Genomic DNA, 16088 nt, shown 5'->3' on the forward strand with positions numbered 1-16088 from the left:
CGACGACGATGCCGGCCAGTTCATGGCCCGGCACATGCGGCAGTGTGATGCCCTCATCATGGCCCATCCAGCCATGCCAGTCGCTGCGGCAAAGGCCCGTCGCCTCGACCTTGATGACGACCCCTTCGGGCGTCGGCTTCGGATCGGCGACGGTCTGGATCGTCGGCGCCTGGCCGAACTGTTCGAAGACGACAGCTTTCATATCAAGGTCCTTCTGAGGGCTTCCGGGAGCGCGGGGCGGGCAGGGGCTATACGTCTTGGAAGTCAGTCCACCAGTGCCGCGTCGTCGGGCAAACGCCTGGCGTATTCGTCGGATACGATTTGGCGAATGGCGGTCTTGAGCAGCTTGCCCGTTGCGGTATGAGGCAGTTGGTCGACGACGATGACGTCGTCGGGAATACTCCATTTGGAGATTTTGCCGGCATAGCCATTCAGCATGTCGTCGCGGGTGAACGTCTGGCCGGGCTTGACGACGACGACCAGGACCGGGCGCTCGCCCCAACGGGCATCGGGCGTCGCGACTACGGCCGCTTCCCTGATCGCGGGATGGGCCTGAGCGATGTTTTCCAATTCGATCGAGCTGATCCATTCGCCGCCGGATTTCACAACGTCCTTGGTGCGGTCGACAATCTGAACAAAACCGTCCTCGTCCATGGTCACGACGTCGCCGGTGTCGAACCAGCCCTCCACCGTATGAGCTGGGCTCTGTTCCATGTCGTAGTAGCCGGCCGCGACCCAGGGGCCGCGCACAAGCATGGCGCCGAAGCCTTTTCCGTCACGCGCCACCGGCTTGCCGTCGCTGCCCTCGATGCGGAACTCCACCCCGAACAGCGGCCGTCCCTGCTTGGACTCCAGTGTGAGTTTCTGCTTTTCCGACAGGCGTTGATGCTTGGGCAGCAGCGTCGCGGCAAGGCCGACGGGGCTTGTTTCCGTCATGCCCCAAGCATGGCGCACCATGACGCCCATGCCCTGGAAGCGGCTGATCATGATCGGGGCGAAGCGGAGCCGCCGATGGCGACGCGCTTCAACGTTGAGAACTTCTGGCCATTGACGTCCATCCAGTCGAGCAGGCCGAGCCAAACGGTGGGCACACCGGCGGTGAACGTCACGCTCTCGCTTTCGAACAGGCCATGCAGGCTGGCGGCATCGAGGTTTGGTCCCGCCATCACGAGCTTGGCGCCGACCATCGGGGCCGCGAAGGGCAGGCCCCAGGCATTGACGTGGAACATCGGCACAACCGGCACCACGGCATCCATGGCTGAAAGGCTCAGCACGTCCGGCAAGCTGATCGCCATGGCATGCAGCACGGTGGAGCGGTGGCTGTAGAGCACGCCCTTGGGGTCGCCGGTGGTCCCGGACGTGTAGCAAAGGCCACAAGCCGTGTTCTCGTCGAACACCGGCCAGGCAAACTCGTCCAGCTCGCCCGCGATGAGGGTTTCGTAGCAAACCAGGTTCGGCAGCGCCGCCGATTTCGGCATATGTTCCGCGTCGGTCAAGACGACAATCGCCTTCATCCCGACCAGCCGGTCGGCCAGCGCTTCGAGGATCGGAAGGAAATTGAGGTCACAGAAGAGCAGGCGGTCACCGGCATGTTCGATGATGTAGCCGATCTGCTCGTGGAAGAGCCGCGGGTTGATCGTGTGACACACGAGCCCCGATCCGGAAACGCCGTAATAGAGCTCAAGATGCCGGTAGCCGTTACAGGCCAGCGTTCCGACCCGATCTCCGCGCGACAGTCCGAGCTTTGCCAGCGCGTTGGCAAGCTTCTGACTACGCTTCGAAAGATCAGCATAGGCGTAGCGATGGATCGGGCCCTCGACCGTTTTCGAAACGATTTCCGTGTCGCAGTGATAGGTCGCCGCATGACGCAGGATGGAGGACACGAGCAGGGGTGTATTCATCATCAGGCCAAGCATGGTCTTTTCCTCCCGGACAATGGTTCAATCAGAACAGGTCGGCGTCGAGCGCCATGATGTCTGAAGCACCGGCGCGGATCGCCGCCTCGAGTGCGACGGTCTGCGGCAGCAGGCGAGCCGCAAAGAAGCGGGCGAGGGCAAGCTTGCGCTGTTTGTGCGGCGTCGTCGCGCAAGCCGCGGCCGTCTGTGCCATGCGCACCCACAGCCAGCCGAACGCCACCAGCGCGAAGAAGCGAAGGTAGTCGGTAGCGCACGCCCCGGCCTCCACCGGATCGGCGCCCTTGGCCAACAGGTCTTCCGTCAGTTTCTCCAGCCGGGCAAGGCTATCGACGACGGTGGACTTCACGGTGTCGAGCCAGGCGGGTCCGTTGATTTGCGACAGTTCCTCGCGCACAAGCGCAAGGAAGCGCAGAGGCAGTTCACCGTTTTCCATCGGCAGCTTGCGGCCCACCAGATCCATGGCCTGCACGCCATTGGTGCCCTCATAAAGCTGAGCGATGCGAACGTCTCGCACGTACTGTTCCATACCCCATTCACGGATATAGCCGTGCCCGCCGAACACCTGCTGCGACAGGACCGCGATCTCGAAGCCGAAATCGGTGAAAGCCGCCTTCACCACTGGTGTCAGCAGGGCCACGAGGCCTTCCGCCTTGCGGCGCGTCTCGGCGTCCGGATGGCTGGCGGCGATGTCCATCTGCAGCGCGATCCAGACGGCGAGCGCGCGCCCGGCCTCGGTGATGGAGCGGCCCTCCAGGAGCATCTTGCGCACGTCGGCATGCTCGATGATCGCAACAGGGCCGCGCTCACCGTCGGCGGAACGACCCTGCAGGCGCTCGCGAGCATAGGCAACGGCCTTCTGGTTGGCGGCCTCGCCGACTCCAAGGCCCTGCATGCCGACGAACAGCCGCTCGGCGTTCATCATCGTGAACATGGCGTTGAGGCCGCGGCCGCGCTCGCCGACCAGCCAGCCGATCGCGCCGTCATAATTCATCACGCAGGTCGGCTGCGCGTGGATCCCCATCTTATGCTCCAGCGATCCGACCGACATGCGGTTGCGTTCGCCCAGCCTGCCGTCCGCATCGACGAGGAACTTGGGCGATAGGAACAGGCTGATGCCTTTCACTCCTTTTGGCATGTCGGGCAGGCGGGCGAGCACCAGATGGATGATGTTGCCGCCAAAATCCTGATCCCCCGATGAAATGAAGATCTTCGAACCGCTGATGGAATAGGAGCCGTCCCCTACCGGCTCGGCGCGGGTGGTGAGCAGGCCGAGATCGGTGCCCGCGCGGGATTCGGTGAGCGCCATGGCGCCCGTCCATTCGCCGGTGACCATCTTGGGCAGATATTTCTGCTTGAGCTCGTCGCTTGCATGATGGGAAATCGCCTCCACCGCGCCACGCGTAAGCCCCGGGAACAGGCCGAAGGAGAGATTTGCCGACGATACCATCTCGTCCAGCAGTATCTGCAGCACGCGCGGCAGACCCTGTCCGCCAAATTCCGGGCTGCCAGAAAGGCCGCCCCAGCCGGCCTCGACAAAGGCCTTGTAGGCGTCGGCGACGCCCTTAGGCGTCGTCACCATTCCATTCGACAGCTTGCATCCCTCTTCGTCACCGCCTCGGTTGAGCGGCTCCAGGATCTCGGCGCAGAACTTGCCGCCTTCTTCCAGGATGCGGGTCGCCAGTTCCGTGTTGACGTCGTCGCAGCCGGGAAGGGCGGTCATTTGTGCGTCGAAGTCGAAGACTTCGCCGAGCAAGAACGACATGTCCTCAACGGGAGGGATATAGCCGGCCATGGATGCCTTTATGTTCGGTTGCCTACCGGCTTGCGCGTCGTCAACCGCAACTGAAGCGGTCAACGTTGTGCTTGCCGGCAAGTCGACGAAGGTCTCGCCTTCCAGCGCGACCACCTCGTCCGGCGTAAGCGAGTTCAGCCCGATAGGGCACAGTCGACTTGTCAGAAGCGGGAAGCGCAGCTCCCACGATGCCGTCGGCGGCGGGGCGCCCGCCAGCGCCCCGCCTTCGGTGACTTGCGAAGCCGAGGCGCCAACCCTCACAGGGCCTAGGCCCACTCGCAAGCGCCGACGCCTCGCCTTACGCGATCAGGGAGGATCGCGCACGCAAGAGGCGGTCCGCTGGCGGCCTGGATGGCCGACATGCCTAAATGAATGCCGTCGGAACGCCCAACTGGGGACCGGCCGTCGGCGATGAGCTCGGTGCAACACCGGCGGCTCGCCGTCGGGCCGGACCAGATGTCAGCCAGGGCGGTCATGAAAGCCTACGCGGCTGCGCCGCTGAGGTGCTCCTGTGCAGTTCCCCGATCGCATCGAGCAATGTTTCGCGCGCGCGCGCCGCGCTCGGAACCTGCTCTGCCAGCTCCAGCCATCCATGTATCAGCCCGGGGAACGGAAGATACACGGTCGATATACCAGCGGCGATGAGCCTTTGGGCGTATTCCACGCCGTCAGGCCGAAGCGGGTCACAACCTGCCGTAGTCACCAATGTGGTGGGCGCGGCTATGGGATCCCGCGCAAGCAGCGGGGCAAGCAGGGCATCGGGCGTGTGGTCGCCGCGATACGCGGACCAGAAATAGTCTATGTCGCTGCTATCCAGGCCGAGCCCGTCGAGACTTGTATCGCCGTTGGGGACCTTGAGCCCTGGATAGATGAGGATCTGGGCGTCGACGGGATTGCCGCCGGCCGCCCGGTGGGCGCTGATCGCGGCGGCAAGGTTGCCCCCGGCGCTGTCCCCGCCCACGGCCAACCAGGTCGCGTCTTGTGCTGCGTGCGCGACGACCCGTTCACAATCGTCGAAAGCGGCCGGGAACGGGTGCTCTGGTGCGAGCCGGTAATTGACCGAAATAACATGCAGGCGCAGGCGGTCGGCGATCGCGCGCGTAAACCGATCGTGGGTGTCAGCGCTGCCCAGCACCCAGCCGCCGCCGTGAAAGTAAACCAGGACGTGCCCTGGGTGGGCTTCTTGATCCGGCCGGTAGCGCCGGACCGGCACCGAATGCTTGTCCGGCCCCGTCTCGATCACTTCGTCGGTGACCCTGCCTGGGAAGGCCGGTTCTTCGCCGCGGAACATTTCGACAAACCCTGCGTATTCGGCACGCTGCTGGCCAGGCGAAATAGCGGTCCGGTCTGTTGGATCGAGTTCAGCCAGCAGCAAAGCAAGATCTGCCGCGGGCGCGGGGCGATCGGCGCCGCTCATCGTGCCACCCGCTTCACGGCCGGCGCGGCGGACGTGCCGCGCTTCCCGGCGAGCGAGGACAACCAGCCGAGCGCTGCTTCCAGCCCGTCTACCACGCCGTGATAGTGCGAGGGGAATAGCCGCGCAACGACGTCGGGTATCTTCGCACTCGCCCCGATCAGCACACGCGGGCGCCGGCGGGCAATGCCATCGATGATCGCTCCGGCGGCCACTTCCGGGGTAATGGTGAGAACTTTGTCGAATTCCACATTGTCCCTCTCGGCTTTGGCCCGCTGTTCCGGCGTCATCTCGGAGCCGATGCGCGCGGCCAGCGAGATGTTGGTCTTGATGCCGCCCGGATGAACGCAGGTGACGCCGATTTTGGAGGGTGCGAGTTCGGCCCGCAGGGCCTCGGTGAACCCGCGGATGCCGAATTTGCTTGTCGCATAGGCGACGTTGCCGGCGGGAGCGACAAGCCCGAAGACACTCGATACGTTTGCTATGTGCGCGCCCTTGTTGCGGCGCAGTACCGGCAACAAAGCCCGGACCAGGTCAATCGGCGCCAGAAGGTTGACAGCGAGAAGCCAGTCGAAATCCTCTTTGGAGTACTGCTCGAACACCCCGCTGAGCGCCACGCCGGCGTTGTTCACGAGAAGGCGGATGTCGGGATGGTTCTGGCTGAGAGTTAGACCGAGCGTGTGCACCTGCTCGCTGCTGGTCAGATCGGCGACGTATGAGCTGCACTGAGCTCGCGGATACTTGGAACGGAGCTCAGCAAGGGCAGAGTTCAGGCCCTTCTCGTCACGGTCGACAAGAACCACGTCGCAACCTCGATCGGCAAGCTGAGTGACAAGGGCACGGCCAATGCCGCCGGCGGCGCCGGTGACAATGGCGGTTCCGGAAAAATCGAAGTCATGCATAGGAGGCTCCTTTGCGGTCGGACAGAGAACTGGTCACGGGAAGACTCGGAGATCCGGTCGCCGCCGGGCTACGGCGAAACTCAAGGGCGGGGTCGCCCTCGAAATCGCTGCGAAAGAGTTTCAGGTCAAAAAGGTAGTTCTGGTGCAGCCGCCATGGTTTGCGGTTACCCTGCTTCGGGAAGCCAGCGATCCCGCGCTGGACATAGCTGGAATGCAGGTCAACGAATGGGACACCGCCGACGCCTTCCGGTGCACGCGGCATGACGAAATCATAGCCATGTTTGTCGAGATGAGCGATCAAACGAGCAATGCTCTCGCTGACCAGATCGGCCTTCAGCGTCCATGAGTTGTTCGTGTAGCCGATCACCAGATTGAAATTGGGGACCTGCGACAGCATCATGCCCTTGTAGACGACGCTATCGGGCAGTGACACTGGCTGGCCGTCGACGGACAGGGTCATTCCGCCGAGCGGAATCATCTGTAGTCCTGTTGCCGCCACGACAACCTCGGACTCGATGAAGTGCCCGCTGCTGGTTTCGATCCCGTTGGGAACAAAGCGAGCGATCGTGTCGGTTACGACCTCGGCTGTGCCGTTGCGGATTGCTTCGAACAAGTCACCGTCAGGAACCACGCACACCCGTTGATCCCAGGGGTTGTATGGCGGGTTGAAGTGCTTCTCCACCTCGACGTGCTTGCCTAGCTCGCGGTCGATCTCCTTGCGGATGAGCCGCCGGGACAGGCGGGGAAAACGTCGAGCCATCTCATAGGACAATATGTTGGATAGGACGTTCTTCCAAAACATGATCCGGCTGATCCACGCATCTGGAGCCGAGATCCTCTCAAGCCGCCGGACCAGTGAGTCCTCGGCGGGCAATGAAACGATATATGTGGGTGTGCGTTGCAGCATGGTGACGTGCTTGGCTTTTTGCGCGAGCGTCGGAACCAGGGTTACCGCCGTTGCCCCACTGCCGATCACCGTGACACGCTTGTCAGTCCAGTCGAGGTCCTCCGGCCAGGATTGTGGTGATATGATCTCGCCGCGAAAAGTTTCTTCACCCTCGAAGTGCGGACGGTGTCCTTGATCGTAGCGATAGTATCCCGAGCAGACCGATAACCATCGGCAGCTGATCCGCACAGTCGTGGTGGCGCTGCCATCCGGCAATGCTTTCTCCACTGTGACGATCCAGCAGGCCCGGGTGCCGTCCCATGCGGCACCGACGACTCGGTGGCCGTAGCGGATGCGCTGATCAACGCCGTACTCGACCGCGGTGTCCCTTAGGTAGTTTAGAATCGACGGACCGTCGGCAATGACGCGGCGGTCACGCCAGGGACGAAACGAGTAGCCGAGCGTAAACATATCGGAGTCGGATCGAACCCCGGGATAACGGAAGAGATCCCAGGTGCCGCCCAGATCGGCGCGCGACTCGAGCAGCGTAAAGGTGCTGTTCGGCCGCTGACGCATGAGGTGGCAGGCGGCGCCGATTCCGGACAATCCGGCACCCACGATCACGACGTCGAGCACGTCATCGATCGGCTGCGCAGTGGCGTGGCTTGACGAGGCAGAAATGTCCAACACAGCGGGTCCTTTCACGGGAAATTGGTCGGCTCTCACCAGACGTCGCACACAAACCGTCCTTCGGAACGCAGCTTGCCCAGCCACCGCGTCGCTGGATCGCTGGGGCCGTTTTCAGTTTCGCCAGAGCACTGACGGTGGATGTCGAGAAGTGCCGCCTCCACCCCCGCGCCGAGCCGCGCGGCGTCACCGCACACCCGGATATGTGCGCCCTGATTGATCAGGGACCAGATTTCGGTGCGCTCCGAGATCATGCGATCCTGGACGAACTTGTGGTCGTTGACAGGGGCGAGGGCGTATGCCGGCCGTAGCGTGACGACCCCCTCGCGTTCAGCCTTCTCCAGCTCTTGACGGTGAAGAAAGTCGACGTCGGGGTGATCGCAGCCGAAATAGAGAACCAGAGGCGCTGCGTGGCCATGGGCGGCGCGATCCCCGATCATCCCGCGCAGGGGCGCCAGACCCGTGCCGGCGCCGATGAGGATCGCCGGGCGATCGACCGGCAGGCGGAAGCTGTCGCTGCATGGGACGATCCGGGCCAGGACGGTTTCACCGGCGATCAGGAGAGCGAGGTGATTTGATGCGATGCCGCGGTACCGCCGTCCCTGTCCGTTTCCGGCGTTGCGGTAGGGGGCATCGACCACCGAAACCATGAGGTCCACCGCCGAGGGTGTGGCTACGTTCGACGATGAGATCGAGTATCGCCTGGGCCTGATCGCAGACAACCGTGCCAGGAAATGCTCGAAAGGAAGATCGATCGAACGGTAGCGCTCCAGCAGGTCGAGAACGCTAGTGCTGACCGCCGTGATCGTCCGTTCGAACTCGGCGGCTTCCAGGCCAGCTAAGTCCTCCAGTGGCTTGCGCTCGGGCGGGCATGGGCAGCGTTCGGCAAGGAAGCGGAGATCCTCAGGGGTCGCGGGTTCCTGCAATTCGACGTAGTCGCGCAATATCTCACGAATGGTAATGGGGCGCTCCTGAGGCAAGAAGAGCCGCAGTCTCCGGGAGGCGCGAACACGCACCGGACGATCCAGATCGAGAGCGAACCGGGCGCCGACGCGCTCGATGAGTTCATTGTGGTTCCTCGGCAGTACCGCAAGGTGATCACCGGTGCGATAGCTGACACCGTCGGGCAGACGCAGCCGCAGAAAGCGCTTGGATCGCCCGAGGGGGTTGGCGAGGTCGACCAGCTCGCCCGAATCAACCACGGTCATGGCGGCCATGCCATGCTGTCTGGCCCGTTCCGCCTCGCTGCTCTCTACCGGTTCGAGGGCGATCTGGAGAGCGGCTTGACCGGCAGTTGCTGCGTCATCCGCCGCGCGGTCGCCGTCCCCGGTTTTGATAGAGTCCCACAGGTTTTGCGACCAGGAGTCCACGCTGGAGCTGAAGTCTCCCCCGACATCCGCCTCGCCCCGGTCCCCGATGCGTGTCGCCCCGGCGGCGCAGAGCCGCTCATCGATCAGCGACGGAATGCGCTGGTAAGTCGCGGAGTACGAGCGGTCGCCAATACCGAGGATCGCAAAGGACAGGCCTTCGAGCGAGCCGGGTTGCAAGGCCTCGGCCCAGTTGACGAACCTGTCGGCATCATCGGTGGGACGGCCGTTGTAGGAAGAAACCACGATCACCAGCAGGGTGCCGGTGGCCAGGTCGTTGAGCTTGCCGACCGCATCGTTGAGTGGCGCGACAGAAGCACTGTGTCCGTGATCCGAGGCGGCGGCCGCGAGTTCTCGCGCTACACCGGCCGATGTGCCAAGGTTCGAGCCATGGAACACGGCGAGCCTTGGGAATGTGTGGCTAGCCGCCACGGTGGTTGGCCGAGGCGCAAGGACCGGACTGGCCACGCGTTCGACTCGGCGCTCGCTCGGCTTCCTTGGCTCCGGATATAGCATGAAACCGTCAGGCTTGATCGTTAGCGTCATGCCTATGTTCAACTTGTAATTGGTGCGGTCGTTGAGGTGGAATCTGTGCACCAGCATGCCCAGCACCAGAATTGCCTCATGGAGCGCGAATTGCCGTCCGATGCAGGCGCGTTCACCGTTCCCGAATGGTTTGTAGATGTGTCCGGGGCGGGCCGCCGTGGCCTCGGGACTAAACCTGTCAGGGTCGAAGCTATGGACGTTGCCACCCCATTCCGGCTGTCGGTGCAGTGACGGGATGAAGATCTGGATCGAGTCGCCAGGGCGGAAGGCGTAGCGTCCCGCCACGACGGTTTCCTCGACAGGGGTGACCGCGTATCCAGGAGCAGTAGGCCAGAGCCTCAGCGCTTCGTCGAGGATTTGTCTAATATAGGTGAGCTTGCCGACATCCTCGTAGCTAGGGCTGATATCGTCATCGGCACCCCACAGCGTATCGACCTCCCGCTGCGCCCGCGCAAGCACAGCCGGATGCTTTGCAAGGTAATAGAGTGCGAAGGAAAGCGCGGCGCCGGTTGTCTCGTGACCGGCAATGAGGAACGTTATGACCTGATTGTGGATGTTTGCATCGTCGAGCGGTTGCCGGGTGCCTGGGTCGGAAATGTTGAGCATGCGGCCGAGCAAATCATCCGTGCGGGTCGCGCCTTCCGCGCGCCGTCGCTCGATAAGCGAGGCGATGAGCCCCCGCATCGACGCAATATCGCGCTTGTAGGCGCGATTCCGCTTGAACCGCAGCCGGCTCACAAAATCCGGCAGCTCGCTCGCTTCCTGGGCGTGGGTGAGGGCGCGGACCATTGAAGCGACGAAAGGGTGGAGATCGTCCCTGCCAAAAGAATCGAATTCGTAGCCGAACCCGCACATCCCGATGGTGTCGAACGTAAGACGGGTCATGTCCCGCGGCACATCGGCTGGATGCTTGTTGCGAGCCCGTTGATCCCAGTAACCGACCAGGCTACGTGCCGCGGACACCATCATCGCGTGATAGCCGCGCATCGCCTCGCGGGTAAACGCAGGCATAAGGATGTTGTGCGCCTTACGCCAGTTTGGTTCTTCGTTGTAGGCAGTGAACAGGCCGTCGCCGCCAATATCGCGGAGCCGCACAAGATCTGTATGAACGCTTTTGACAAAGCGGTCGGTGTCGGACAATTCGGCAACCAGGTCCGACCCGGAGGCCAGGATCATCTCGTTGCCGAAAATGCGCAATCGGAATATCGCGCCCTGTTCCTCGGCTTCGGCCAGAAGGAAGTCCATCAGGCGTCCGCCGCCGGGAATGCTCAAGGCGTGGCCCACAAAAGGAAGGCTCTTTCGCTCGGGGATCTGCGGCGCTGGGGTGCCTGGCTTGCTCCTGCCCACAACGATCTCCTGTGCCGTGCCATTCAGAATCGGGACCGATGTCACGCTTGAACCCTTTCCGCTAACGACGCGGTATGCGTTGCAGATGTCGGAATTGTTCCCGGCCGACCACTCATTCGGCGATCTTTGCGGTAAGCGTTCCCGGTAAGCAGCGGTGCAAATGCCCAAAGACCAGCGTCGCAAACACGGCCGCAATGGCAAGCGGCAGCAGGAAAGACCAGGCGAAGATCGAAGGTCCCGCCGTCACGAAGATCGGGCCGGCGACTGCGGTGCCGATCGTCGCTCCCACGATGGCGATCACCAGGATACGCGACATCAAGGAGCCATCCGGATCGTTCTCAGTCAGAATACCGGTCACGAACGGGGTGACGATGTAGAAGCCGACATTCACGAACACCTGTGCGATCACAAAGACCGATGGGGTGAAGACGTTGAAAAGAAAATAGATCGATACGGCCATGACCAGAAAGCCAACAAGTACGAAGGTGAGTCGCTTCGCCTTGTCGTGGGTGGTCATCGGGACGATGGCGCCTAAAAATCCCGCCAATGACGCCACCGCGAGATACAGGCCGACTTGCGGACCGCTCAGGCCCACCCGCTCGCCGACATAGCCGCAAACCACCCATTGCCCGGCCTGCACGGCGTAGACGAGAAAGACGATCAGCATGGTCAGCCGCATCTTGCCGCTATCGAGTCTGGATTGATGCGTGGCCGCCGTCTTCACCGCCGAACGTTTCGATATCAACAGCAGGAATGGCGCCATCATCGCGGTAAACGCAGCAAGGACGAGAAAGACTGGCGCCCCTGTTTCCTGGTGCGGGATCATGGATACGATAAAGAGCAGGATGCCCAACGCCACCCCGCTGATCAGGTTGAGGGCTCCCCAGAGCCGCTCGGCATCGGCAAGCGAAGCAAGGCTCATGGCGACGAGGCTGAAGATGGCGCCTTCGCCGAGGCCTGCGACAAAGCGAGCCCCCGCAAGCGTCAGCGGCGATTGCAACCAGAAACTTGCCGCCTCTCCGACAAGCACCGCAAGCACTCCGGCCACTGCGACGCAACGCCATGATCGAACCGCCAGCTTTGGAAGAAACAGTCCGTAAAAGCCAATGCCCGCCAGTTCGGCACTAGCGACCACCGTGGCCAACCCTTCATCATAGCCAGCCAGCTTGCTCATCGAAAGGACAACGACGGGCATCACCATCGTGCCGTTCAGGGCAAGGGCATAAGCGGCGCTAAGTCCCAGGATCCACCACACTATCGCCTCCCAACGCAGCTCCGGCACATTGGCGCCGGTCTGTTCTTCTCGTTCCTCGCAGCTTCTTCGGCTGCTGACCCCGCGAAGGATAGAAGTGAAGGAGTAGCCAGCAAGGGATGTTTGGGGCCGGTTTGGGGTCTTTTCCGGCCAAATCGTCGGCATGTTCACGCGACGGCTTGACGGCACGACACGTCTCAAATCTGCTGTCGGTCAAATGAGGTGCCACCAAGCCAAGCTGGGCTCGGGCACTCCAACGTCCCTGCGGATTGTAAATTCCTCAGTTGAAGATGGAGACAATACGCGGCCATTCGGCAGCTGCCTGGAGGGGCAAAGGGGACGGCGGCAGAGGGGCGTTCTTGGAGGCAATCGCCAACAGGTGCCGTAGGGGGAGGAGGTTTAGATGAAATCCGTCGATACGCGATATGTTACGGCAAACATTCCTGCGTTCCTGATCCGGAGCCTGGTCGCGACTTTGTCTGAATTCAGACTGGATCCCTCCCGGATGCTCGTTGGATTGGGAATAGCGGTCAAGGACCTGGAGGACCCCGGCTGTCGGGTGTCCTACCGGCAAGGACGGGAAGCCATCCTGCGTGCAACTCAAATGGCCAAAGGCCAGGCGCTCGGGTTGGAAACGGGAAGTCGCGAGAAGATCACATCCGCTGGCTTGATCGGCTATGCCATGCTGACTTCGGCCACGGTGGGCGAGGCCGTCGAACTCGCACTTCAGCTGCAAAGAGATAGCGGCAGCATGCTCGACTTTGACACGCGAACCACAAAGGAAGGTATCGTCGTCACCGCATCAACTCGTTTCCACGACCCCGAAATCTACACGTTCTTAGTCGAGGAAGCCTTTGCGAGCTTCCTGGGCATCGCGGTCGGCCTGGTCGGCGAGGGTTTCAAACCCCTTAGGATCGATGTTACTTATCCACCTCCCGCACATGCGGACGTGTACCGGCGGCTCTTCGGATGCGAAATTCGTTTCGGCCAGATGGAGAACGCCTTTCTTTACGATCCCATGTGGTACAAGCAGCCCCTGCTCACGGCGGACCCGTTCACGCATCGTCAGCTCCTCGAATTCATAGCTTACAACCGCGCCCGTTTGCGCGAGGCGGCGGAGATCACCGAATCGGTGGAGCGCGCGCTGAGGCAAAATCTGAACGAGCGCAGCAACATCACTAAGATTGCCTGCGAACTCGGCGTCGGCCAGAGAACGCTGCGTCGGCGCCTGACAGAAAGCGGCGTCTCCTTCCAAGCACTGCTCGATGCCGTTCGCAAGAACCGGGCGTTGGAGCTGCTCGCCAATCCGCAAATGTCAGTCGAGCAGATAGCCTTCATCGTGGGCTTCTCGGATCCTCATAATTTTCGCCGGGCCTTTCGCCGCTGGACGGGCACAACACCAGGTTTGTTGCGGGCGGATATGTCGGAAACCTGGCCGCGATAGAGTCCCTGGCGGCAAGAAGACCTGCGTCGAGGGAGCGCGGACGACTATCTCGGCTCCAACCATTGTTGCCCTCCGATCTTGCGAGGCCGGGCAGGGTGAGGTGAGGGTCGCACTTGGATACCTCGTTTTCGGGCACCCGCGATGCGCGGCTTCTCAAAAGTCGAGGGCGATGACGGGAACTTGCATCGCCCAGCCGGCGGAGCGTGCCGGCTGGGCAGAAGCCAAGCCGGGCACAAACACGGCTTAATCGCGACGGCTGTGGGTGTCCTCAAACCAGCTATTTGGCCGACAATGACACTCCTTTGGCCAAATCCCCCATTGTTCGGTCGAGACAGCCACATATCGTGGTGGAGTGTTGGGTTGGTGGATCACGGGGACTGATCGCCGTCTAACGAGAATAGGGGTGGGCTCCGCCTCGCGGAGTTCGCGCGGAAAATGGTCGGGGAGGGCGCCGCCTCACAAGCGCCAGTCGTCACACCGAGATGCTCTTCACTGGCTAATTTCTCACGCCAGCTTGCCAACGCGCGCCAGGGGTCGTCAACGCAATCGTGTATTCGGGCTCGCGGCGCTTCCTTGGCGATCCGGTAAGGCGCCAGCAGGTCTGCAAATTGCATGAACACAATGCAACATGAAGGGGAACGGAGAAGAGATGTACGCAATGTTCGTCCGGAGGGTACCTCGATCAATATTTCTGGCCGGTGCTTTCCTGCTGCCAGCGATAATGCCAGCTTCCGCAGGTGGATTTTCCCGCGGCCAAGCCAACACGGACGTCCTCTTCAGCGACGAACGTTTCACCGTGGATTCGCAACTGATATACGTCAATCCGGGCCGTAGCTTTGCATCGCTGATGGGCCAACCCGTGCAGGAAGGCGCATATTCCGACCCCTTTGTCGTCCCTCAGGCTTCCGTCGGCTTCAGGTTCTGGTCGCCCCTTTCCTGTGCGCTCACCTACACGCAGCCATTCGGCGCTTCCGCGACCTACAGCGATCAAGCGCAGGTCGCCGAATATCTCACGGCGGCCGGCAACGGAGATCCGTTCCCAAATCCCACGTCCAAAATGAAGTTCTCCGCGGACGAATACGGTGCAACTTGCGGAGTTCGCTTTGCAGCCGGCCCGGGGAATTTCTATTTGCTAGGCGGCGCGTTCATCGAGACATTCGATTACAAGGAAAACACTTGGATCGGCTCGGTCCATTTGAAAGATGGTGGAGCGCTCGGCTACGGAATAGGCGTCGCTTACGATATCCCGGAATACGCGATGCGGCTCCAGATTATGTATCGCTCGGAAATTAAACATGAAGGGGATGGCACGTACACGCCCTCTCAGTTGGCGATCGACAATGGGATAACGAGCAATCTACCCGCGAACGGTGCAGGCACGCTGCCGCAGTCGCTCAAGATCAACGCACAGACAGGGGTTGCCCCCGGCTGGCTGATCTACGGGTCCGTAGAATGGACAGACTGGAGTGTTCTGCAGCACTTCAGCTATGACGTGATTGGGCTGGGTACAGCCAACAAGATCTTCAACTACTCGGATGGCTATACCGTCCAGATTGGAGTGGGGCACGACTTCACCGACAAGCTTGCTGGCACTGTCAACGTGACCTGGGATAAGGGCGTAGGCTCGGGTGCGGACATCACCACCGATAGTTGGACCCTTGGTGTCGGAGCGCAATACAAGACCCAGATCGGCACCTTTGGTCTTGGAACAGCCCTGTCTTATCTGGAAGCAGGAGCGCAGTCAGTCGACAACGGTGCCACCTACGACGCGACCGCGGGCGCCGATTTGGCCGTGGGTGTCGGATTGTCGTATTCGTTGCAATTCTAGCGCCTGTCTCTACCCGACTGGGTCGCGATAAGCTGGCGCGGCAGGCGCGATGCTGGACAAGGACGGATGACACGCTTGAATGAGAGCCATGGCTTGCTATTTGAACAAGCGTGTCAACCTCGACCAGGAAACGCAGCGTGGCCTATCGTATGGCCGTCGCCTGCAGGACAGCTGGCATCACCCGGGCTAAGCCGGTATGTGCCAGCTAAATTAGTTATCGAGGCCGAGCGAACAGGCGACCCACCGTCCTATATTCATTGGGATGATCGCGAACCAACGTTCTCCGTTGCTGGGGCCAGAGACACCCCCGAGGCGACAGGACGCTGCTGCCCCCGACAGGATCAACTGCTGATGATCGTCGTTTACCCTCGCAGTGGCGCGCTTGCGTCGTTGGTGCGCAGTGTCTTGCGATGCAGGAAACCGCCAGGCTGGGGGGGTTGAGGGCGGCTACTGGAACTTGGTCACCACGCCGATGCCGATGCCTTCGAAGCCGCCCATGGCCATCAGGGCGGCCGGAGCCTCTTCGAGGCTGAGCCTCTTGCTGACCAGAAGTTCGGGCTTCAGCTTGCCGCTGCCAATCATCGCCATGATCGCCGGATAGCGGTAGGCCTGCATGCCCAGGCTGCCGAGGATTTCGAGCTCGAAGGCGATCACCTGATCCATCGGCACCTGTGCCCTGGCATGCTCGCCCAGCATCAGCCCGACCT

9 protein-coding genes and 2 pseudogenes are annotated in these 16088 nt (G+C 61.9%); 2 read left to right on the plus strand and 9 right to left on the minus strand.

The window, feature by feature from the left end; genetic code table 11:
- The 8 genes and pseudogenes from AC1D1N_RS32020 to AC1D1N_RS32055 all read right to left on the minus strand — a co-directional run.
- A partial coding sequence (locus AC1D1N_RS32020) for an alcohol dehydrogenase catalytic domain-containing protein (RefSeq protein WP_477237696.1) occupies positions 1-202 on the minus strand: 202 nt, incomplete at its 3' end.
- A gap of 62 nt (positions 203-264) precedes the next feature.
- Positions 265-1916, minus strand: a pseudogene (locus tag AC1D1N_RS32025) (long-chain-fatty-acid--CoA ligase).
- Positions 1917-1944: 28 nt separating this feature from the next.
- On the minus strand, positions 1945-3708 hold the full coding sequence (locus AC1D1N_RS32030; protein ID WP_436260292.1) for an acyl-CoA dehydrogenase C-terminal domain-containing protein: 1764 nt from the start codon (positions 3706-3708) through the stop codon (positions 1945-1947).
- Positions 3709-4180: 472 nt separating this feature from the next.
- A complete protein-coding gene (locus AC1D1N_RS32035) occupies positions 4181-5125 on the minus strand; it encodes an alpha/beta hydrolase (protein WP_436260291.1) in 945 nt (314 codons plus the stop codon).
- On the minus strand, positions 5122-6024 hold the full coding sequence (locus AC1D1N_RS32040; RefSeq protein WP_436260290.1) for an SDR family NAD(P)-dependent oxidoreductase: 903 nt from the start codon (positions 6022-6024) through the stop codon (positions 5122-5124). Before AC1D1N_RS32040 ends, AC1D1N_RS32035 begins: the two co-directional genes overlap by 4 nt.
- On the minus strand, positions 6017-7597 hold the full coding sequence (locus tag AC1D1N_RS32045) for a flavin-containing monooxygenase (protein WP_436260289.1): 1581 nt from the start codon (positions 7595-7597) through the stop codon (positions 6017-6019). The genes AC1D1N_RS32040 and AC1D1N_RS32045 overlap by 8 nt, the downstream gene beginning before the upstream one ends.
- A gap of 35 nt (positions 7598-7632) precedes the next feature.
- Positions 7633-10902: a bifunctional cytochrome P450/NADPH--P450 reductase gene (locus AC1D1N_RS32050; RefSeq protein ID WP_477353305.1), complete on the minus strand. Its 3270-nt coding sequence runs from the start codon at positions 10900-10902 to the stop codon at positions 7633-7635.
- A gap of 67 nt (positions 10903-10969) precedes the next feature.
- Positions 10970-12274, minus strand: a complete 1305-nt coding sequence (locus AC1D1N_RS32055) for an MFS transporter (protein WP_436262006.1) — start codon at positions 12272-12274, stop codon at positions 10970-10972.
- Positions 12275-12512: 238 nt separating this feature from the next.
- On the opposite strand from AC1D1N_RS32055, the gene AC1D1N_RS32060 reads away from it, so the two are divergent.
- Both AC1D1N_RS32060 and AC1D1N_RS32065 read left to right on the plus strand, forming a co-directional pair.
- The gene (locus AC1D1N_RS32060; RefSeq protein WP_436260287.1) at positions 12513-13553 is read left to right on the plus strand and encodes an AraC family transcriptional regulator; all 1041 of its coding nucleotides are present in this window, start codon (positions 12513-12515) and stop codon (positions 13551-13553) included.
- A 649-nt stretch (positions 13554-14202) separates the two neighbouring features.
- Positions 14203-15381 (plus strand): outer membrane protein transport protein, encoded by a 1179-nt coding sequence (locus AC1D1N_RS32065; RefSeq protein ID WP_477353308.1) that lies wholly within the window; start codon positions 14203-14205, stop codon positions 15379-15381.
- A 447-nt stretch (positions 15382-15828) separates the two neighbouring features.
- On the opposite strand, the pseudogene AC1D1N_RS32070 reads toward AC1D1N_RS32065, so the two are convergent.
- Positions 15829-16088, minus strand: a pseudogene (locus AC1D1N_RS32070) (alcohol dehydrogenase); the annotation flags it as partial.

This window comes from Mesorhizobium sp. P2_B5 (assembly GCF_056404775.1).

What these genes read in the sequence shown, in the direction of transcription:
- AC1D1N_RS32030 (WP_436260292.1), bottom strand. Translation starts at nt 3,708, where the DNA reads ATGGCCGGCTATATCCCTCCCGTTGAGGACATGTCGTTCTTGCTCGGC.
- AC1D1N_RS32035 (WP_436260291.1), bottom strand. Translation starts at nt 5,125, where the DNA reads ATGAGCGGCGCCGATCGCCCCGCGCCCGCGGCAGATCTTGCTTTGCTG.
- AC1D1N_RS32040 (WP_436260290.1), bottom strand. Translation starts at nt 6,024, where the DNA reads ATGCATGACTTCGATTTTTCCGGAACCGCCATTGTCACCGGCGCCGCC.
- AC1D1N_RS32055 (WP_436262006.1), bottom strand. Translation starts at nt 12,274, where the DNA reads ATGCCGACGATTTGGCCGGAAAAGACCCCAAACCGGCCCCAAACATCC.
- AC1D1N_RS32060 (WP_436260287.1), top strand. Translation starts at nt 12,513, where the DNA reads ATGAAATCCGTCGATACGCGATATGTTACGGCAAACATTCCTGCGTTC.
- AC1D1N_RS32065 (WP_477353308.1), top strand. Translation starts at nt 14,203, where the DNA reads ATGTACGCAATGTTCGTCCGGAGGGTACCTCGATCAATATTTCTGGCC.